General features: G+C 68.7%; 19 protein-coding genes. 9 read left to right on the forward strand and 10 right to left on the reverse strand.

From position 1 onward, the window contains the following. Positions 1 to 53: 53 nt before the first annotated feature. A complete protein-coding gene (locus VNE62_12990) occupies positions 54 to 1,202 on the forward strand; it encodes an alkaline phosphatase family protein (GenBank protein HVE93195.1) in 1,149 nt (382 codons plus the stop codon). Here the strand turns inward: VNE62_12990 and VNE62_12995 are convergent. Next, the gene (locus VNE62_12995) at positions 1,090 to 2,007 is read right to left on the reverse strand and encodes a type II CAAX endopeptidase family protein (protein HVE93196.1); all 918 of its coding nucleotides are present in this window, start codon (positions 2,005 to 2,007) and stop codon (positions 1,090 to 1,092) included. The genes VNE62_12990 and VNE62_12995 overlap by 113 nt on opposite strands. Before the next feature lie 91 nt (positions 2,008 to 2,098). On the opposite strand from VNE62_12995, the gene VNE62_13000 reads away from it, so the two are divergent. Together VNE62_13000 and VNE62_13005 are read left to right on the forward strand one after the other, a co-directional pair. Further along, complete coding sequence (locus VNE62_13000) at positions 2,099 to 5,446, forward strand: S41 family peptidase (GenBank protein ID HVE93197.1); 3,348 nt, start codon at positions 2,099 to 2,101, stop codon at positions 5,444 to 5,446. A 5-nt stretch (positions 5,447 to 5,451) separates the two neighbouring features. Next, positions 5,452 to 6,660, forward strand: coding sequence for an amidohydrolase family protein (locus VNE62_13005; GenBank protein ID HVE93198.1), 1,209 nt, complete (start codon positions 5,452 to 5,454; stop codon positions 6,658 to 6,660). A gap of 54 nt (positions 6,661 to 6,714) precedes the next feature. On the opposite strand, the gene VNE62_13010 is transcribed toward VNE62_13005, so the two are convergent. The 4 genes from VNE62_13010 to VNE62_13025 form a co-directional block, all read right to left on the reverse strand. Next, the gene (locus tag VNE62_13010; protein ID HVE93199.1) at positions 6,715 to 7,173 is read right to left on the reverse strand and encodes a GyrI-like domain-containing protein; all 459 of its coding nucleotides are present in this window, start codon (positions 7,171 to 7,173) and stop codon (positions 6,715 to 6,717) included. A gap of 83 nt (positions 7,174 to 7,256) precedes the next feature. Then, positions 7,257 to 8,150: a DUF3618 domain-containing protein gene (locus tag VNE62_13015; protein HVE93200.1), complete on the reverse strand. Its 894-nt coding sequence runs from the start codon at positions 8,148 to 8,150 to the stop codon at positions 7,257 to 7,259. Beyond that, the gene (locus VNE62_13020) at positions 8,126 to 8,539 is read right to left on the reverse strand and encodes a phage holin family protein (GenBank protein HVE93201.1); all 414 of its coding nucleotides are present in this window, start codon (positions 8,537 to 8,539) and stop codon (positions 8,126 to 8,128) included. Before VNE62_13020 ends, VNE62_13015 begins: the two co-directional genes overlap by 25 nt. Beyond that, a complete protein-coding gene (locus VNE62_13025; protein HVE93202.1) occupies positions 8,536 to 9,075 on the reverse strand; it encodes a hypothetical protein in 540 nt (179 codons plus the stop codon). The genes VNE62_13020 and VNE62_13025 overlap by 4 nt, the downstream gene beginning before the upstream one ends. A 185-nt stretch (positions 9,076 to 9,260) precedes the next feature. On the opposite strand from VNE62_13025, the gene VNE62_13030 reads away from it, so the two are divergent. Together VNE62_13030 and VNE62_13035 are read left to right on the forward strand one after the other, a co-directional pair. Then, positions 9,261 to 9,479: a hypothetical protein gene (locus tag VNE62_13030; protein ID HVE93203.1), complete on the forward strand. Its 219-nt coding sequence runs from the start codon at positions 9,261 to 9,263 to the stop codon at positions 9,477 to 9,479. Continuing rightward, on the forward strand, positions 9,476 to 10,141 hold the full coding sequence (locus tag VNE62_13035) for an HAD family hydrolase (GenBank protein ID HVE93204.1): 666 nt from the start codon (positions 9,476 to 9,478) through the stop codon (positions 10,139 to 10,141). The genes VNE62_13030 and VNE62_13035 overlap by 4 nt, the downstream gene beginning before the upstream one ends. On the opposite strand, the gene VNE62_13040 is transcribed toward VNE62_13035, so the two are convergent. The 4 genes from VNE62_13040 to VNE62_13055 are packed head-to-tail and all read right to left on the reverse strand — an operon-like array spanning position 10,138 to position 15,609. Next, positions 10,138 to 11,652, reverse strand: coding sequence for a hypothetical protein (locus tag VNE62_13040; protein ID HVE93205.1), 1,515 nt, complete (start codon positions 11,650 to 11,652; stop codon positions 10,138 to 10,140). The genes VNE62_13035 and VNE62_13040 overlap by 4 nt on opposite strands. After that, complete coding sequence (locus VNE62_13045; GenBank protein HVE93206.1) at positions 11,649 to 12,236, reverse strand: nitroreductase family protein; 588 nt, start codon at positions 12,234 to 12,236, stop codon at positions 11,649 to 11,651. Before VNE62_13045 ends, VNE62_13040 begins: the two co-directional genes overlap by 4 nt. A 2-nt stretch (positions 12,237 to 12,238) precedes the next feature. Then, positions 12,239 to 12,625 (reverse strand): STAS domain-containing protein, encoded by a 387-nt coding sequence (locus tag VNE62_13050; protein ID HVE93207.1) that lies wholly within the window; start codon positions 12,623 to 12,625, stop codon positions 12,239 to 12,241. Then, the gene (locus VNE62_13055) at positions 12,622 to 15,609 is read right to left on the reverse strand and encodes a SpoIIE family protein phosphatase (protein HVE93208.1); all 2,988 of its coding nucleotides are present in this window, start codon (positions 15,607 to 15,609) and stop codon (positions 12,622 to 12,624) included. Before VNE62_13055 ends, VNE62_13050 begins: the two co-directional genes overlap by 4 nt. 115 nt (positions 15,610 to 15,724) lie before the next feature. On the opposite strand from VNE62_13055, the gene VNE62_13060 reads away from it, so the two are divergent. From VNE62_13060 to VNE62_13075, 4 genes are all read left to right on the forward strand, one after another. Next, positions 15,725 to 16,081 (forward strand): hypothetical protein, encoded by a 357-nt coding sequence (locus VNE62_13060; GenBank protein HVE93209.1) that lies wholly within the window; start codon positions 15,725 to 15,727, stop codon positions 16,079 to 16,081. A 9-nt stretch (positions 16,082 to 16,090) separates the two neighbouring features. Continuing rightward, positions 16,091 to 16,924, forward strand: coding sequence for a DNA-formamidopyrimidine glycosylase family protein (locus VNE62_13065; protein HVE93210.1), 834 nt, complete (start codon positions 16,091 to 16,093; stop codon positions 16,922 to 16,924). Positions 16,925 to 16,988: 64 nt separating this feature from the next. Beyond that, positions 16,989 to 17,960 (forward strand): aldo/keto reductase, encoded by a 972-nt coding sequence (locus tag VNE62_13070; protein ID HVE93211.1) that lies wholly within the window; start codon positions 16,989 to 16,991, stop codon positions 17,958 to 17,960. Positions 17,961 to 17,962: 2 nt separating this feature from the next. Continuing rightward, positions 17,963 to 18,619: a DNA-3-methyladenine glycosylase gene (locus VNE62_13075; GenBank protein HVE93212.1), complete on the forward strand. Its 657-nt coding sequence runs from the start codon at positions 17,963 to 17,965 to the stop codon at positions 18,617 to 18,619. Here the strand turns inward: VNE62_13075 and VNE62_13080 are convergent. Next, on the reverse strand, positions 18,523 to 19,470 hold a 948-nt coding region (locus VNE62_13080), incomplete at its 5' end, for a prolyl oligopeptidase family serine peptidase (protein ID HVE93213.1). The genes VNE62_13075 and VNE62_13080 overlap by 97 nt on opposite strands.

Consider the following 19,470-nt stretch of genomic DNA (forward strand, 5'->3'; position numbering starts at 1 on the left):
CCCCCGTCCGGTTGGGCGTCAAGTCTGGCACGAAGCCGGGGTAGCTTTGGCTGGTGGAGCCCGTCCGCCCCGACTACTCCGGCGCCTGCCTGGCGAATCTGGTCCGCGCGTTGCTGTCCGGGGGCCTGGAAGCGTGGGTCCCGGACCCCGTGCGCGACGCCTCGTCCGTCGTGCTCCTGGTGGTGGACGGCTTCGGCGCCTGGATGCTCGACGACAACCGAGCGTCGATGCCGGCCATCGCATCGATGGAGCGCGGACCTCTGTCCACCGTCGTGCCGTCCACGACCGCCGTCGCGCTGACGTCCCTGACCACCGGACTGCCACCCGCCGAGCACGGCATCACGGGGTACCGGATGAAGCTGGGCGCATCGGTGCTGAATGTCCTGCGATGGTCCGTGCCTCCGGGGGCCGACGTGCCGGACCCGGAGGAGGTCCAGCCGCGCGACGCCTTTCAGGGCCGGCAGGTGACGGTGGTCGCGCGAAAGCAGTTCGACCGGACGCCGTTCACCCGCGCGCACCTCGGGGGCGCGCGGATGGCCGGGTGGAGCGCGACGTCCAACCTGCCCGCGATATGCCGGCGGCTGGTGGACGAAGGCGAGCGGTTCGTCTACGCCTACTACGACGGCCTGGACATCACCTGCCACGAGCGCGGCCTGCGCGACGACTTCTTCGTCCGGGAACTGAAGTTCGTGGACGGGCTGGTAGAGCAGCTGCTGGACTCGCTGCCCGAATCGACCGTGCTGGTAGTCACCGGCGACCACGGGCACGTCCACATCGAGGAGAAGATCGCACTCACCGGGGTCCATGGGCTGGTGCAGACGTTTTCCGGGGAGGGGCGCTTCCGGGACCTGCACGCGGTTCCGGGGGCCGCCGGCGAGCTGGCGGACGCGTGCCGCGAGCTGTTCGGCGCCCGCGCGTGGGTGCTGACGCGAGACGACCTTTTCGACGACGGCTGGATGGGCCCCCGTGCTCCGTCTCCGTCAGTACGACGACGCGTAGGGGACGTGATCCTGGCGGCGCGCGACCCCGTGATGTTCGTGGACCCGACCAACAAGGGCGAGCTGAAGTACCTGTCTTTTCACGGAAGCGTCACGGCGCAGGAGATGCTCGTTCCTCTGGCGGCGGCGCGGGGGACGGATCGCCGTTCTTCTTCCGGCGCCAGCCCAACCCCTGTGACGACGGGACCCAGCGACCACGTTTAATGGCCAGCACAAGCAGGAGCAGTCCCGCCGCCGCGCCGACCACGACCGAGACGAGGCCGGCCTCCGGTCCGAAAGGTCCCCCCGTGAGGATCTCGGGCCCGCGGGCGGCGGAATCGAGCAGCGACGGCTGGTTCTGTCCGGATACCGGGGCCCCGAAGACCGGTCCCTGGACAAAGTTCCAGGACCAGTGGATCCCGATGGCCAGCCACAGCCTGCGCGTGAGCATGTAGGCCGCGCCGAGCAGGACGCCCGCGTGCAGCGCTATGGCGACCCCGGCCCACACCGAGGAGTTCGGGTTGGGCACGTGCAGCAGCCCGAAGACCAGGCTGCTCGCGGCCAGCGCGAACGCCGACCCGGCCCTTCGCTCCAGGAAGCGGAAGAGCATTCCCCGCGACAGCAGCTCCTCGAGCACGCCGACCAGTGCGAACAGGGCCAGCCAGTACGCGAAACCCCCTGCGGTGATGCCGGACCGCGGGACGAAGACGCGGTACCACCCCGCAACGGCCAGGATCCCGATCATCAGGGCCATCAGGATCGCTCCAAGCCCGAAGCCGGCGGCGGTCTCGATGCCGGCGCCGTGTAGTCCGAACCCGGTGTCGTCGAGGTCGCGCGTCCGGCGCATACGTGACGACACGTAGCTCTCCACCAGTGCCGCGGTCAGCAGGGCCATTCCGGCCAGCTGGTTGACCCGCATGAGGAAAAAGCCCCCCACGAGCGGCAGCAGGAACAGCGGCGACAGTCGCTTCCGCAGGCGCAGGTAGCGGTTTAGACCCGGCTCCCGCTGCGTGTCCCCCCGGGCTTGCATCGACGAAGTGTACGGCGGGCGCGGGTCCTGCCCGGCGGGACTAAGGTTGACGTCCGCCCGGCGAGGGCCGGGCAGTCAGGGGGACGACAACATGCTCAACGGCGGCTATTTCCGCGCTCCCAGCATCCGCGGCAACACGATCGTGTTCGTGAGTGAGGACGATCTGTGGACTGTGCCCCGCGACGGGGGGGTGGCCCGGCGGCTTACGGCCAACCTCGGTCCGGTCGGCAGGGCGGCCATATCTCCGGACGGGGAGCTGATCGCTTTTACCGGCTCCGAGGAGCACCACCCCGAGGTCTACTGCATGCCTTCGTCCGGCGGGGCGTCCCGGAGGCTGACCCACTTCGGATCCAACACCTCCGTACGCGGCTGGACCCGCGACGGACGGATCATCTTTGTCAGCGACAGAGGGCAGCCGTTTGCCGGACTGTTCCACGCCTACAGCATCGATCCGGACGGGACGGCGTCGGAGCTGATCGGGTTCGGACCCGCCCACGACGTCTCCTACGGGCCCGACGGCGGAGTCGTCCTCGGCCGCCACACGGTAGACCCGGCACGGTGGAAGCGCTACAAGGGCGGGACGCGCGGCGACCTGTGGGTCGACGCGAAGGACACGGGAACTTTCCGCCGCCTGGTCGAGCTGGACGGAAACCTCGCCTCCCCGATGTGGATCGGACGGCGGATCCACTTCATCTCCGACCACGAAGGCGTCGGCAACATCTATTCCGTGCGGCCCGACGGCAGGGACCTGCAACGCCACACCGACCACGACCGCTATTACGCACGGTTCGCGGCGACCGACGGCACACGCATCGCCTACCAGCACGCCGCGGAACTGTGGACCTACGACCCGCAGACCGACGAGGCGCGACGCGTCGAGGTCGAATTCCGAAGCCCGCGCATCCGGCGCAACCGCAAGTTCGTCGAGACGAGCAAGTTCATGACCGACGCCGCCCTGCACCCGGAGGGCCATTCCGTGGTGCTGGATACCCGCGGAAAGCTGTTCACGATGCCGCTGTGGGAGCAGGCGCCCAGGCAGCACGGCAAGCGCGACGGGGTGCGGTACAGGCTCGGGAGGTGGATGTCCGATGGCCGTACCGTCGTGGCGGTCTCCGACGACGGGGGCGAGGAGGCGATCGAGGTCCACTCGCCCGACGACCGGGTCCACAAGCGGCTGGACGGACTGGACCTGGGGCGGGTGCTGCGGATGTCCGCGTCGCCGACGCGCAACCAGGTGGCGCTGTCCAACCACCGGCTGGAGCTGATCCTGGTGGACCTCGACTCGGGCCGTTCCAAGGTTCTCGACTCCAGCCGCTACGGTTCCATCCACGGCTTCTCCTGGTCCCCGGACGGCCGATACCTCGCCTACGGCTTCCAGCCCACCAGCCAGTCGTCGCAGATACGCATGGTCGAAGTGGACAGGGGGAAGGTCCACGAGGTCACGCGCCCCGACTTCATCGACATGTCGCCGTCGTTTGACCCGGAGGGCCGGTACCTGTACTTCCTGTCGTACAGGACCTTCGACCCCGTCTACGACTCGCTGTACTTCGACCTGGGGTTCCCGCGCGCCGTCCGGCCGTACGCCGTTACGCTGCGGCCCGACGTGGCTTCGCCGTTCCGTGCCGAGCCCAGGGGATTCGGGGAGGCCAAAAAGGACGACGAGCCCGCCGGGTCGTCCAACGGCAAGGGCAAGTCGTCCGGCAACGGCAAGCCCCAGCCTCTCCAGGTCGACTTCAACGGGATCGCAGACCGCGTGGTTGCGTTCCCGGTGCCCGTCGGGCGCTACGGGCAGATTCGAGGCATCAAGGGCAAGGTGCTGTTCACCAACCAGCCGGTCGAAGGCAGCCTCGGCCGCGAAACCTTCACTCCCGACGACGAGCCCAGGGCGAGCCTGGAGATGTTCGACCTCAAGGAGCAGCGCCACGAGGTACTGGTGGGGGGCGTGAGTGGCTTCACCGTCTCCCGCGACAACTCCACCGTGATGTACAGCTCGGGCAAAAAGCTGCGTGTGCTCAAGGCCGGCGAGAAGCCCAAGGACGACAACAAGGACAAGTCCCAGGACAAGGAGCGCGCAGGCCGCAAGTCCGGGTGGCTTGACCTGAACCGCATCAAGGTGTCTGTTGATCCTGCCTCCGAGTACCGGCAAATGTTCCGTGAGTCATGGCGGCTGCAGAAGGACCACTTCTGGGTCCCCGACCTGTCCGGGGTCGACTGGCCCGAGGTACACGACCGCTACCTGCCGCTGGTGGAGAAGGTATCTACGCGAGCGGAGTTCTCCGACCTGATGTGGGAGACGCTCGGGGAGCTGGGAACATCACACGCCTACGAGATCGGCGGCGACTACATACCGCCGCCGCCGTACTCGTCGGGCTATCTGGGCGCAGACCTGGTGCTGGACCGAAAGTCCGGACGCTGGACCTTCTCCCACATCGTGCGCGGCGACACGTGGGACCCCACCCGCGACTCGCCGTTGCGCGAGCCGGGCGTCAACGTGTCGGAGGGCGACACTCTGCTGGCCGTCGGCGGCCAGGACGTGAGCGCGGAGGTGTCCCCGCATTCGCTCCTTGTGAACCAGGCCGGCACGGACGTGGAGTTGGTCGTGGGCGACGCAAAGGGCCGCAAGCCGCGAACGGTGTTCGTCAAGACCCTGAGGGCCGAGACGCCGGCACGGTATCGGGAGTGGGTGGAGATGAACCGTGCCCGCGTCCACGAGGAGACCGGCGGACGCGTCGGCTACGTCCACATCCCGAACATGGGCCCCCTGGGTTACTCCGAGTTCCACCGCTACTACCTGCAGGAGGTCGAGCGTGACGGGCTCATCGTCGATGTCCGGTTCAACGGCGGCGGCCACGTCTCGCAGCTGATCCTTGAGAAGCTCGGCCGGCGCCGCATCGGATACGCCGTTCCCCGGTGGGGGGCGGCAGAGCCCTACCCCGGCCACTCCCCCACGGGCCCGCTGGTGTGCCTGACCAACGAGCGCGCGGGTTCGGACGGCGACATCTTCACGCACGCGTTCAAGCTCATGGGGCTGGGCCCGGTGGTCGGCAAGCGCACGTGGGGCGGGGTCGTGGGCATCTCCGGCCGGCACACGCTGGTGGACGGCGGGATGACCACTCAGCCGGAGTACTCGTATTGGTTCGCCGACGTGAGTTGGGGGGTCGAGAACTACGGGACCGACCCCGACTACGACGTGGACATCAAGCCCCAGGATTACGCGGAGGGCCGCGACCCGCAGATGGACAAGGCCCTGCAGCTGATCATGAAGGCGGTCAAGTCCCACAGCTCCACGGGTCCGGACCTGGACAATCGCCCGAGCAGGGCGTTGCCCGTCCTGCCGCCGAGGGGCGGTGGAGGCGAGGGCGAGGTCCCACGGGCCGAGGAGATAAAGAAGGCGGCGGTCAAGCGCGCGTCCAAGGCAAAGGCCAAGACACAAAGGTGAGCGGAATGCTCCTGCGGGGGATGCGGCTGGCGGACGGCACCGGCCGCGATCCCGTTGCCGACGCCACGGTCGAGATCGAAGGCGGCCGGATCGTCCGGGTCGGGGGCCCGTCGGTGTCCGGCGGCGAGGTCGACTGCACCGGGCTGACCCTAGTGCCGGGCCTGATCGACGCACATTCGCACCTGGGACTGGTGGACCTGGCCGGCCAGGAGGCGATGCCGGCCGCCGTCGTGGCGGCGAAGATCTTCCGCGTCTGCGGGCTCGCTCTGGACGCGGGGTTCACCACCGTCCGCGATGCGGGCGGCGTGGACGGCGGACTGGCCCACGCCACCGAGTCCGGACTCGTCCGCGGACCGCGCATTTTCCCGTCCGGTCCGGTGCTGTGCCAGTCCGGGGGCCACGGGGACCTGCGGCCGCCGTTCGGTCACCACCACCACGTCCCGGGCATACCGGGGCTGGCGCAGATGTCCCAGGTGGTGGACGGGCCGGACGAGGTCCGGTGGGCGGCCCGCGAAGCGTTCCGCCGGGGCGCGACCCAGATCAAGGTCTGCGTTTCCGGGGGCGTGGTGTCGTTGTCCGACGACCTGGAGGACACGCAGCTGTCGGTGGACGAGCTGCGCGCGGCGGTCGAGGAGGCCGAGGCACGGCAGACCTACGTCATGGCCCACGCCCACAACGTCCGGGGCATCCGCAACGGCCTCGCCGCCGGAGTGCGCTCGTTCGAGCACGCGACGTTCCTCGACGAGCCCACCGCCACGCAGGTCGCCGCTGCCGGGGCCTGGGTGGTCCCGACCCTGGCGGTGACGCATCTGCTCGCCGACGAGTGGGAGCAGTGGGGCCTGCCGCCCGAGGCGGCCGAGCGGGTGGCGGGGATCGAGGAGGCCATGTCGCACGCGGTGAAGCTGGCCGCGGACGCGGGTGTGAAGATCGGCTCCGGATCGGACCTGCTGGGCCCCGAGCAGAACCGCCGCGGGCTGGAGCTGCTGCTGAAGTCGCGGATCCTGGACCCGATGCGCGCCCTGGTGTCGGCGACGTCGGTCAACGCCGAGATCATCGGGATGACCGACGAGCTCGGGACCGTGACCGAAGGCAAGAGAGCGGACCTGGTCGCCTTCGACGGCGACCCGCTGTCGGACCCGGAGCTGTTCGACGACCCGTCGCGCGTGGTGCTCGTGATCCAGGGGGGCCGGATCGTGAAGGACACGAGGTCCTAGAGCCCACTCAACTCAGGCCGGCCGGCGCGTACCCGGTGTGCCTCGCCGGTTTGGCTACTCGACGGGCAGCACTACCTCCGTCCGCCACTTTGAGGGGTCCGGTTCCTGGCCGGGGTCGGTCCAGAAGACGTCGCGTGGGGGTCCCGCGGGTCGCAGGCCCTGCTCGTCCACCCAGCGTCTAAGCGACTCGTGCGCCTGGGCGAGCTGCTCGTAGGGTCCGACGTGCCAGGTGGCGGCTACCCGGCCCCCCGGCAGCGTCGTGGACGTGATCTCTCCCTCCCCTTCCACCGGCGCCTCCACCGGCAACCCGGCCTCCATGTCCATCTTGTCATCGGAGAACGAGTGGTAGAGACCGAACGGGGGCCCGGACATGGCCCCGCCCTTGGACTGGATGTAGCCGAACACCTTCGGCAGGCACTCCCCGAAGGCCTGTGCTACTTCGGAGTTGCCCACCACCTTGCGAATCGTCACCGCGTGGCGCGGTAGCTCCTGGCGGATCTCGAACTCGGCCAACATGCCCTCCCCATCACAGAAGCCCGGCCCCCACCCAAGGGGGGCCGGGCTTCGAAGACTACCGCCGTACGGGAGCCGGGTGCCTAGCCGCGGGGGGTGCCTTTGCTCCCACCTGTGCGGCCTGTCCGGGCAGCCGCTTCGCGGCTGGCCGCCGCGGCTTTGGAAGCCGAAGCCAGCGTCCCGGACCCGGTGCTCCCCGTGTCCCCGCTGACGGAGCCGCGGCCCCCGGGCGCCGCTGCGGCCTTGGGTGTCGTTGTGGCTCCGCGCCCTGCCGATGCGGTGGCCGATGTCCTGCCGCCCCGGCCCGGACGCGCCGCCTGCGTGACTTCTGTCGCGGCCTCCTTCACCGTGTCCGCCAGCTCCTGACCTCGTTCGGAGGCCACCCGCTTCGCGGTGTCTGCCGCGGTGGTCGCGACCTCACCGGCAACCTCACCGGCCACCTCGCGGCCTCGCTCGAGGACCTCTTGACCGGTCTCCCGGACGCGGTCCTTCACCTCGTCGGCGATCGGGCCGATCTTTTCGTCCTCCATGCGAGACGTCGGAACCAGCATTCCCGCCAGGAATCCTGCGGCAAGGGCTCCGATGGCCAGGCCCAGGGGGTTCTCCTGCACGGTGTAGGCGACGGTCCGGACGCCGCGCGCCATCTCCTGTCGGCTGGGGACTGCGTCGGCCACAGCGGAGGCAGCCGACCCCGCCGTGTCCACGATGCTGTCCTTTGCGCCGGAGACCGACCCGGCCACGCTGTGGCCGGCGCTGGACACCGACCCGGCTACGCCCTGACCGGCGCCGGACATCGATCCGGCGATGCTGTCCTTCGCTCCTGTGACCGAGTCCACGATGCTCTCCTTCTTTCTGGAGATCGCCTTTTTGGCGCGAGTCTTGACGTCGGCCTTGTCGCCGATGGCCTCGATCGTGTCGCCCATGCGCTCCCGCGTCTGTTCGATCTCCTGCCTTATCTGGTCTGGTTTCGGGCCCACTGGATGTCCTCCTTGACCGTCTCGACTGTCTGCTCTGGAATGGGTGGTGAGGCCTCCTGCACCTTCTCCTTGCCCTGGAGGCCGAGCACCGCCGCAACCACCCCGTACACGGCCGCCACGACGAGCGCCGCCGCCCATGCAGGCAGTCCGGCTGCGTGCAGCGCCAGGACGAAGAACGCGGTTAGCGACGCGAGCGCCAAAAACCCGACGATCCCTGCCGCGCCGAACAGCCCGACTCCCACGCCCGCCTGCTTGCCCTTCTCGGAGATCTCGGCCTTGGCAAGCTCCAGCTCCTGCTTGACCAGCGTGGTCGTTTCCTGCGAAAGCTGCTTCAGTAGCTCGCCCAGAGACTTGTCCGTATAGCCGTCGTGCGTGTCCACCTGTCTCACCGTCCGCCCCGGCCGCCGCCGTAGGCGGTTGCGCCGTAGGGGGTCGAGCCGTACTCGCTTCCGAAGTTGCCGGAACCGATCTCTGCCGCGCCGACGGTGCGCGTCTGGTGCCTGCGCGAACTAGACGCCTTTACAAAGCGCGAAGCCGCGAAGCCGAGGGCAAAGCAGGCACCGACGACCACCGCGGGCTGGCGCCTAGCCAAATCCTCCAGGTCGGACAACAGCCGGTCTGCGTTGGCGCCCGTCAGGTAGCCGGCGAGCCCTTCGACTCGCTCCGCGGCCTGGTCGATGACCTTCGCGGGGGCCTCGCGGCCTTGCTCCCGGAGGCTCTGACCCAGCGACCTGATGTCCTGCGCCGACGACATCACCTGCTCACCCAGCTGGGTCGATCTGGTCTCCAACTGCTGCTGAACGACGCCCTTCGCCTGTCCTACGGCCTGCTGAGCCTGCTCCTGCGCTTGGCCAGCGAGGTCGTGGATCTTCTCGGTCGCGCTGGAGCCGTCTCCGGCCGATGTCGCGACCGTTGGCCCGTTCATACTCATGGGTCCTCCCTTTGATTGGACGTGGAGACACCGTGTTACCCCCGGCGAAGGATCGGAAACACCAACGCGCTCTAACGGCCGGAGCGAAGGTGCCGCGCGGGAGTCCGAGCGCAGGGTCTGTCCGCTGGGTTTCCGGCCGGCGCATCCGGGGCATGACCCCCCGCGAGGAGGTGCCGATCATGGAAGAACGGCAGGGATTGCGCGACGCGGCAGCCGAAGGCCGACTGCAGAACGAGCGGGAGGGGGCGCCCGCCGAAGTGGACGAGCGCGGCCGGCCGCGTGTGACGTGTCCGGAATGCGGGGTCAGCTTCACGCCCGGGACGAGCGTGGACGAAGGCGTTGGTGGACGTCCGGCCTCGGACGACAGGACCACGGGAGCCGAGCAGTCGTCTCTGTGAAGGCGGTCCTCTTCGACGTCGACGGGACCCTCGTCGACACGGCGTACCTGCACGCGCTGGCCTGGTGGCGGACATGCCGCGACGAAGGCAGGCCCGTGCCCATGTCGGCCGTGCACCGGCTGATCGGCATGGGGGCCGACAAGCTTCTCGAGTCGCTGTTCGGCTCAGAGGTTCCCGGCTTGGAGGACGCCTACGACAGGCACTTCGGTCCCCTGAAGAGCGAGATCACGGCATTCCCGAAAGCAGCCGAGCTCCTGCGCACCGTGGCGTCGCGGGGCTCATCGGTGGTGCTCGCCACCTCGGCCCGCGACAAGGACATCGAAGACCTGCGGCGCGCTATAGGAGCCGACGATGCGATCGCCGGCGTCACCACGTCGTCGGACGTGGAGTCGTCCAAGCCGGCTCCGGACGTGTTCGCCACAGCCCTGGAAACTTGCGGCGTTGATGCGAGTGAGGCCATCGCCGTGGGCGACACCGGCTGGGACATCGAGTCCGCCGGCCGGTGCGGCCTGTCGTGCGTCGCGGTTCTCACCGGCGGCTGGACGAGGGACGAGCTCGAGCGGCGGGGCGCGGTGGGCGTCTACGAAGACGTCGCGGACCTGCTGGACAAGATCGACTCCAGCCCGCTCACCGGTCCCGTCACCGGCGGCCGGCCGGGCTAGAACGCGCGCACCCGCTTGCCGTCGTCCTCGTACACGTAGGCGCCGGCGGGGGGACGTGCCGCGGTCCAGGCCGATCTGGGGGCCGAGCGGTCCGGACGCTTCGGGTCGAAACGCTGCCTGTGTCCGTCGTCCACGGCTGTGAAGTCGCCGGGTCCGAAGCGCACCAGCGGGTCGCGCCGGTTCGACCGGGGGCAGGGGCTGCATCCCGACAGCGACTTCTCGAACGACTGGGGAGACAGCTGCTGGCCGGCTCCCGCGATGCCCAGGGCCAGGATCCGCACCTGGGAGTACCAGCGGTGGAACGCCGCCGGAGGGTCTCCCGTCCGGACTTTGCGCCACGCGCGACCGGCCTCCGACCGCTCGTCGGCGACCTCGCGGCTCGGCCTGAACGTGGAGACGCCGAACGCGTTCGCCGCCTGACCGGGTGACATAAGCGACCTCGGGGCGGCCGGGTCGTCCATGAACCCGACGGAGGTCGTGACCCATTCGGGACGCCATTGGGCATCGTCGGCGGCCGCGGCGAGTTCCCGGACGGCGTGCCTGTCGGCGAGAAGAAGCACGGAAGTCACCTTGTCCTGCTTGAGGTTCGACACGATCTGCCGGATCGCCTCTGCCCGCGCCTCGGGGGCCGGGTCGTAGCCGGCGAAGGAACGCCCGTCGACACGGATGCCCTTGTCCCTGAGCCGCTTGCGCAGGTCCTGCGCGACTGGAGAGGAGACCGGATCGGCGGCGAAGACAACCGCGAAGCGGCGCTCCAGGTCCGAGGTGGCAGGGTCGCCCGTGTCCCTTGAGTTGACGTTTCTCAGGTGCTTTGAGACATACCCCGAGGTGAAGCGGGCGAGGAAGCTCCCGCTCGTGACCGTGCCCCACAGGTACGGGCGGCGCGACCGGTAATAGCGGTCCTCGGCGATCTCCTGCGTCATCTTCAGGACCTTGGCGTCCGGAGCGACTTCGTCCCATACCGCTCCCCCCCCGACGACCGCAAAGGGCTTGTGCGCGGACATCGCCCTGACCGCCTCTTCCCGCGACCGTCGGCCGCATTCCCCGTTGTCGCCGTGGTCGGGCACCTGCACGGCCCGCAGCCTGCGGCCGTGGAAGCCGTCGGGGTTGTCCGGCCGGACGTAAAGCGAAGCGCCCTCGCGGTTGAAGTAGTCCATCGCCGCACCGATCGCCTCGGCGTCCGCGGAATCGGCCGGGGAATCCGGGTCGCAGCCGCCGGGGGAAACGGGGAAGAGGACCACGATCTCGCGATCTGACACGCCCTGCTGAAGAGTGAGGGTCAGCGAGCCGGCGGCGTTATCGCCCGGTGCCGGATCCCCCGTCTTTGAGGGCCCGCCGCCGGCACCTGCGGCCGGCTGCTCGTTGCCGACGGTAAGCGGGTTGTCCGACCGGTCTTCCACGGACCGCGTGGTCGGGACCCGCGTGCCCGAGCGCAGCGAGGCGATCAGGACGCCGCCGGCGATCACCAGGACCATGACCACGAGGGGGACGAGCCACCGACCCCGCTTCACCAGCCGCCCCGGTGGACGACCTCCTCCAGGGGACGGCGCCCCCGCCGCAGCGACGGCGACGGCTCGTCTGGTGCGGGGTAGCCCAGGGCGATCGCGCCGATCGGGTCGTAGTCGCCGGGGACTCCGAACTCCCGGCGCACCTCGTCCTTTCTGGTCACGCCGAAGAACAGGGAGCCGAGGCCGCAGTCCACAACGGTGAGCAGGATGAGCATCGACGCGAAGGCCGTGTCGGTGTCCCAAAAAGAAGTAGGCCATCGGGACTCGTCCCGGTCGGTCCAGCCCTTGTCGGGCTCCGCGTACCGGTCGAGATACGCGCGCTTGTGCGACATCGGGACGATGATCACGGGAGCCTTGAACAGGCCCTGCCATCGGAAGTCCTCGCGCCGCTCCGGAAACGAGGCCTCCCAGAAATGGGCTGTCTGCTCGGGGCCCTCCAGGACCAGGAACGCCCATCCCTGGCTGAAGCCCGCGGACGGAGCACGGATGGCGTTTTCGAGGATCCTGGTCAGCGCCTCGGGGGGAACCGGACGGTCTTCGAAGTTGCGGTACATCCGCCGCTTGGACACGGCCTGCTGGAACTCCACAGTCAGTTCCGGGGTGCGTCCTGGACGGGAGGCGTGTTCGACTCTATGAATTCGACGGCCGCGTCGACCGACTCGTGCAGGGGGGCGACGGCCGGGAGCCCCACCAGGACAAGCAGCCTCCGGATCACGCAACCCTCCGGCGCCGCAATGGCGAAGCGCTGGCGTCGTCTGTCCAGCCGCCGGGAGATGTCGAACAGCGCATGGATCGCAGAGCTGTCCAGAAGCGCTGTCTCGGATACGTCCAGGACCAGCCCTGCCGCCTCGTTCACGACAGAGTTGGCCAGAACGGCCGACAGCTCCCGGGAGTTCGAGATGTCCACCTCCCCCGTGAGGTGGACGACCGCGACAGACCCCCGCTGGTCGACTTCGAGGCTCGCGATCCTGCTCACTGCTTTTTGTCCAGCCGTCGCCGGAGGGTGACGCGCGTACCGTCCGGCGTCGCGTCCACGTCGGCCACGTCGCAGAAAGCCTGCATGATCTGCATCCCGCGCCCCCGGTCACCGGGACGGGACGGCCTCCATGTGCCGAAGTCCTGCACGCACACGCGGACCTCGTCCCCCTCGAAGCTGCCCTCGACCTCGATACGGCCGTCGGCGGGCCCGTACGCGTGCTCGATCGCGTTCGCGCAGGCTTCTCCGAACGCCGTGGTCAGCTCGTAGATCACGCCCGGCTCGGCCCCGCACTCCTCCAGCCACGCCCTGAGCGTGTGCCGGGCCGAGCTCAGCACGCTCGGCTCCGCCTGCACGCGCAGCGTCAGGTTGTCCGGTGTGAGCTTGATCCGCCTGAACACGAGCAGGGCAACATCGTCGGAGGGGCGCTTCGAAACCATCGTCTCGAGAATGTGGTCGCTCAGCCCCTCGAGGTCGTCCGGGGCTATGGAGGCCGTGTGCCGGAGCAGACCCATGCCGTCGTCGATCGACTTCGTCCTCTGCTCAACCAGTCCGTCGCTGTAAAGCAGGATCTTGGACCCGGGGTCGAAGCTCAGCTCGATCTCCTGGTGGGGCGCGTGCGGCATCACGCCGATGGGTACTGACCGGCCGCCTTCGACAAAGCTCGATGAGCCGTCGGCGCACACGAGCAGCGGCGGCGGATGCCCGGCGTTGGACAGCTGCACCGTTCCCCTTTCGGGGTCCACGACCATGCAGACGAGCGTGGCCATCTGGTTGGGGTCGACGCGCTGGATCAGCCGGTCTATGCGCTGAATCAGGGCTGCCGGCGACCTCTCCTCCAGAGCGTAGGCGCGCATCGCCATGCGGATCTGCGCCATTCCCGACGCGGCCAGCACGCCCTTGCCCACCACGTCGCCCAGCACCAGAGCTATGCACCCTCCCGGAAGCGGAATCGCGTCGTACCAGTCTCCACCTACCGACACACCAGTTCCGCCGGCCACGTACCGAACCGCCATCTCGACGCCCGGGAGAGCGGGCAGCTTCTCCGGTAGCAGGCTTCGCTGCAGCGTTTCGGCGATGGAGTGCTCCATCTCATAAAGACGCGCGTTCTCGACGGCGACTGACGCGAAACGGGCGATCTGCACGAGTATCGCCTCGTCTTTTGCAGTGAACTCGCCCTCATGACGGTCGCTCAGATGCAGGACGCCCGCGTTGCGGCCTTCCCGGTCAGTCAAGGGCGCGGCAAGCCAGCCTCGTATCGGCGGGTGCCCGTGGGCGAAGTCGCTGAACCCCCGCCACCTCGGATGGCTCAGAAGCTGCTCCTGGGTGAGCCGCATCGGCGAGTTCGTCTCGACAACGACCGTGTAGATCCCCTCTCCGTGAGGCGTCGGCGTGAGGTGCTGCCACTGTGAGTACTTGTCAGACAGATAAGAGGCGGACACCCACTGCTCGAAGTTCTTCTCAACCGTCACGGTCGCGGCGCACTGATGCGCACCCAGGATGCGCGCTGCCTGCTCGGTCACCACCTGCAAAGTTTCTTCCAGAGTGTGAGCGGAGTTCATCGCCAAAGATGCCTCGGCTACCTGCTGGAGGTCGGTCGTGATCGTCTCCAGCTCGACGCGTGCCCGGACCGTGTCCGTCACGTCGATCGCGTGGCCGAGCACTCCCGCTACCTCTCCTCCGGGGGCCCGGAATGGAACCAGGAAGAGGTTGAAGAAGGCGTTCTCCCCGTCCCCGGCGGGCGCAAAGGGTAGTTCTGTCGCCTCAACCGGCCCTTCCCCGCGGTAGGCCTCGTCGATCATCCGGCACAAGCGGTCGTGCTCACCCAGCGCATCGCGCGCCGGAGCGCCGATGCACTCCTTGCATTCGAACCTGTCGAGGAACGCCGGGTTGGCGAAGTCGATCAGGTGGTCCGGGCCATCGGTCACGAAAATGCAGCCGGGCGACTTCCTGAAAACCTCCCGCAGCCTCGAGCGCTCGAGCTCGGCCCCCCACAGGGCCGCGTCGCGTTCGGCCAGCGCGTCACGCGCCTGCTCGAACAGCGTGCGGTTCTCCTTGACCAGCGCCTCCAGCCGCCCGTTGGTCGTCTCGAGCTGCCGGTTGGCCTCCTCCAGCGTGCCGGCATGCTGCAGGGCGCTGGACTCGAGCACGTCGAGCAGCTGCTGTAGGGCGTTCACTGGCTGCGGCGGCAGAGGCACGACCACCTCGCCGGTCTCCCGCGGATCGTCGGACTCGAAGACGCGCCCCGTCCGGCAAAAGCGCTGCACGGACATCTTGGCGTTGAGCGCCAGCGTCCTGAACATCTGGGCAGTCTCCGCCGGCACGTGGATCTTCGTGAACATCACGATCGCGAACAGGTCCCCGGTGACGAGCACCCCGCCGAACCCGATCACAGACCGGATCCCGTGCGGCACCACGAAGTCCTTCTGCGCGGGTACGTCCGCGCTGCCCAGCGCCTCGGGCACGTAGAAGACGTTGTACGCGCGCTGCTCGAGGTCCAGGAGCAGGTGGGGGTCGGGTTCGACCACCTCCGGAATCTCGAGGCCGAACTGCCTGATGAGCTGGGCGATCATGGGGGCCTCTTCGACGGCGGCCGGACTGTGCAGGGGGATCGCCTGGTGCGACCGGGAGGCTTTGCGTGAGTTCCACTGCAGTAGGTCGCCGGCGGTGGCCAGCAGCGTCAGGCACCTGGTCCTGTCCCAGTCGCCCTGGCCTCCGATCCCCCGGGCGAAGTCCTGCAGGTCCGCGGGCAAAAGCGGGAAAGGCCGGGTCTTGTAGAACCTGACCAGGGCCGTCGCGGTCTCGCCCGCGTCATCCACGAGGTTGGTGTGCAGAAAGCGGACCATGGAGTTCGCCGCTTCCTCCATCGTGAACGCATTGTCCGCGCACCGGCGCAGCCGCGAGCCGCACTCGATCATGTCGCTAAGTCCGAAGTGCGTGAGGTCGTGCTTCGGCTCGACCGGCCGCTCGTCGCGAACCTGCATCTGGCTCCCAGCTCAGCCGCCGGCGCGGCGCGCCTGCGGGGGCTCAATCTTAGTCAGACAGGGCCAGCGAGAAACGCGGTCGCGACGGCTCCCGGGCTTCGACTAGGATCATGAGGTGACGCGCAGACTCGTGGTGGCGGCCCTGTTGTGCTGTTCGATGCTGTGCGGCCCGGGCGCGGCCCTTGCCCAGGACGCCGACCCCACGCCCAGCGCCCGCATCAGCGAGACGCCGCAGCCCCGTTCGGACACGCCGCAGCCCCGTTCGGACACCCCCCGGCCGGTCCCGCAGCGAACAGCAGAGCCGCAGCGCGACGTGGACACCGATGACGGCCCGGCGGCCGTCGTCGACGACGATGACGACCCGCCCATCGGGCTGCTGATCCTTTTCGTGATCATCGTCGCTCTCGGAATCGCTCTGCTCGTTGGCCGCAACCTGCGCCGGCCCCCCGGAGACCCGCGCGGCCCTCTGTAGTCCCAGCTCGTGCCGGAGCTGCCGGAGATGCAGGCCCTGGCCGAGCGGCTGGACGTCCTGCTGCGGGGAGCGGTACTGGAGTCGGTGACCCCCCTGCAGTTCTCCGCTCTCAAGACGTTCGACCCTGCCCCCGAAGAGGTATGCGGCCGCCCGGTTCTGTCGGTGAGCCGGCGGGGCAAGTACGTCATCGTGGACCTCGACGGACTTCGACTGGTGTTTCACCTCTCGCAGGGGGGCCGTGTGGACATCGAGGATCCGCCCAAGTCCAGCCGGCCGAAGTTCGGTGTGATGCGGCTGTCGTTCCGCGACCGGCCCTCGGTTTTGGTCAAGGAGTTCGGGACGGAGCGCAAGGCCGGATGGTGGGTGTTGAGGCCGCCGGATGAAGGCCCTTTGGCGAAGCTGGGTCCCGAACCGGGTTCGGCGCAGTTCAGGGAGCTGATAACGAGCGGCTCCGACGGACGCCGTATCCACACGATGCTGCGAGACCAGCGGACGGTGGCCGGGATCGGACGCGGGTACTCCGACGACATCCTGCACCGCGCGCGCATCTCGCCCTACGCAACGCTCGCCTCCCTGCAACCGGACAAGCGCGAGGACCTCCTGCGCGCGCTGGACGAGGTCCTTGCGCAGGGACTGGAGGCCGAACGCCAGCGGACCGGGGGTCTGCCCACGAAGATCGGCGACCACTTCACGGTCCACGGCCGCTACGGCACACCGTGTCCGGCCTGTGACGGCGACCTGAGGCGCGTGTCCTACGAATCCCACGAGGTCACCTACTGCCCCACCTGCCAGACCGGCGGCAAGGTCCTGGCGGACCGGCGGATGTCGCGGCTCGTGCGCTGAAGCCGCCGTCTAGACTGGCTGCCCCGCACGACGAAGCTGCCCGCTCAGACGAAAGGGAGACCGCATGCAGTTCACCGCGCTCGGCCGCACCGGCCTCGAGGTCAGCCGGCTGTGCCTCGGCACCATGAACTTCGGCCCCCAGACCTCAGAGCCGGACAGCTTCGCGATCATGGACCGCGCGCTGGACCTCGGCATCAACTTCTTCGACACAGCCAACGTCTACGGCCAGAAGCTGGGCGAGGGAGTGACCGAGCAGATCATCGGTCGCTGGTTCGCTCAGGGCGGAGGCCGGCGCGAGAAGGTGGTCCTGGCGACAAAGGTTTATGGACGCACCGCGGAGTGGCCCAACCACAGGCGCCTGTCGGCGGTGCACATCCGCAGGGCCTGCGAGGACAGCCTCCGCCGGCTGCAGACCGATCACATCGACCTGTACCAGATGCACCACATCGACCGCGGGACTCCCTGGGAGGAGATCTGGCAGGCGATGGATGTCCTGGTCACCCAGGGCAAGGTCGTCTACGTCGGCAGCAGCAACTTCGCCGGGTGGCACATCGTCCAGGCCAACGAGGCCGCCAGGGCCCGCCACTTCATGGGGCTGGTGTCCGAGCAGTGCCTGTACAACCTCAATGCCCGGATGGTCGAGATGGAAGTCCTGCCGGCGTGCGAGTCCTACGGGCTGGGGGTCATCCCGTGGAGCCCTCTGGCACAGGGCCTGCTCGGCGGCGTGCTGCGCAAGGCCTCCGAAGGACGGCGGTCCTCGGAGCACATGCAGAAGACCGTCGACCGCGAGCGCGGACGCATCGAGTCCTACGAGAAGCTGTGCGCCGACGCAGGCGAGCAGCCGGCCGACATGGCACTGGCCTGGCTGCTGTCACGGCCGGCCGTCACGGCGCCTATCATCGGCCCCCGCACGCTCGAGCAGCTGGACGGGTCTCTTCGCTCGCTGGACATCACGATCGGAGACGACACTCTGTCGCGCCTCGACGAGATCTTCCCGGGACCGGGAGGGCCCGCCCCCGAAGCCTTCGCCTGGTAGCGATGCCGCTGGACGCCAAGGCCGCCGTACCGCACCTACGGCGCTCAGACCCGGTGATGAGCCGCATCATCGACGAGGTCGGACGGTGCCGCCTGAAGGCGGGAGCGCGCGGCGACCACTTCACCTCCCTGGCCCGGGCGATCGTCGGACAGCAGCTTTCGGCCAAGGCGGCCGAGACGATCTGGCAGCGTTTCCTAGCCCTTCATCCCGACGGACGGCGCGTGTTGCCGGCCGACGTGCTGGCGATTCCGGACGCCGACATGCGCGCCGTGGGGATGTCGGGGGCCAAGACGGCCTCGGTCAAGGACCTGGCCGCGCGCGTGGAGTCAGGGGAGCTGCGCCTGGACCGCATCTCCCGGCTCCCGGACGACAAGGTGATCGAGGCGCTGGTGCCGGTCCGCGGCATCGGACGGTGGACCGCCGAGATGTTCCTTCTGTTCAAGCTCGGACGTCCCGACGTGTGGCCGGTGGACGACCTGGGCATCCGCAACGCCCTCAAGCGCCACTACGGGCTGGCTCCGACCTCGTCGGAGATGCGCGACGTGGCCGAGCCGTGGCGTCCCTACCGCTCGGTGGCGTCCTGGTACCTGTGGCGCAGCCTGGACGTCGATCCGCTGTCGTCGCCCGCGACACCGAGCTCGTCGAGAACGAACGCGTAGATCATCGCGGTCTCGCGGATGGCGTCATAGCGTCCGGACGGACCCATGTGCCCGGCCCCCATTTCGGTGCGAAGCAGGAGCCGGTTCGAATCCGTCTTGGTGGCTCGCAGCTTCGCCACCCACTTCGCGGGCTCGAAGTAGGACACCCGAGGATCGTTGAGCCCGGCCAGGACCAGCATCGGCGGGTAATCCTTCGCCTCCACGTTGTCGTACGGCGAGTAGGACTTCATGTAGCGATAGAACTCCTCCTCGTTGGGGTTGCCCCACTCCCCGTACTCCATGACGCTCAGTGGCAGCTTGGGATCCAGGATCGACGACACGACGTCCACGAAGGGGACGTCGGCAACGACGGCGCCGAACAGGTCCGGGCGCATGTTCGCGACCGCACCGACCAGAAGTCCTCCGGCGCTGCCGCCGTGGGCGACGATGCGTCCGGGCCTGGTGTAGCCCTCGGACGCGAGATGCTCGGCGCAGGCGATGAAGTCGGTGAAGGAGTTGCGCTTGTTCAGCAGCTTGCCGCCGTCATGCCACCGCTCCCCCAGCTCGCCTCCCCCGCGGACGTGCGCGATCGCGAAGACGAACCCACGGTCCAGGAGGCTGATCCTGGCGGCGGAGAAGTCCGGCTCGCGGGACGACCCGTACGACCCGTAGCCGTAGAGCCACAGGGGGTTGCGGCCGTCGCGCTCCAGGCCTCGCCGCCACATCAGCGACACCGGGATCGGCGTCCCGTCGGGTGCCGTCGCCCACGTCCGTTCTGATTCGTAGAGGGAGGCGTCGTAGTTCGGCACCGGCTGCTGTTTGAGCAGGGTCGTTTCGCCCGTCGCCATGTCGAGCTCAAACGTCGAAGCGGG

It is taken from the genome of Actinomycetota bacterium, from assembly GCA_035536535.1.
GTDB lineage: Bacteria > Actinomycetota > JAICYB01 > JAICYB01 > JAICYB01 > DATLNZ01.

Bases quoted from the DNA above. Each gene is read 5' to 3' on its own strand.
- VNE62_12995 (HVE93196.1), bottom strand. From the start codon at position 2,007: ATGCAAGCCCGGGGGGACACGCAGCGGGAGCCGGGTCTAAACCGCTAC.
- VNE62_13000 (HVE93197.1), top strand. From the start codon at position 2,099: ATGCTCAACGGCGGCTATTTCCGCGCTCCCAGCATCCGCGGCAACACG.
- VNE62_13005 (HVE93198.1), top strand. From the start codon at position 5,452: ATGCTCCTGCGGGGGATGCGGCTGGCGGACGGCACCGGCCGCGATCCC.
- VNE62_13025 (HVE93202.1), bottom strand. From the start codon at position 9,075: ATGAACGGGCCAACGGTCGCGACATCGGCCGGAGACGGCTCCAGCGCG.
- VNE62_13030 (HVE93203.1), top strand. From the start codon at position 9,261: ATGGAAGAACGGCAGGGATTGCGCGACGCGGCAGCCGAAGGCCGACTG.
- VNE62_13055 (HVE93208.1), bottom strand. From the start codon at position 15,609: ATGCAGGTTCGCGACGAGCGGCCGGTCGAGCCGAAGCACGACCTCACG.
- VNE62_13070 (HVE93211.1), top strand. From the start codon at position 16,989: ATGCAGTTCACCGCGCTCGGCCGCACCGGCCTCGAGGTCAGCCGGCTG.
- VNE62_13075 (HVE93212.1), top strand. From the start codon at position 17,963: ATGCCGCTGGACGCCAAGGCCGCCGTACCGCACCTACGGCGCTCAGAC.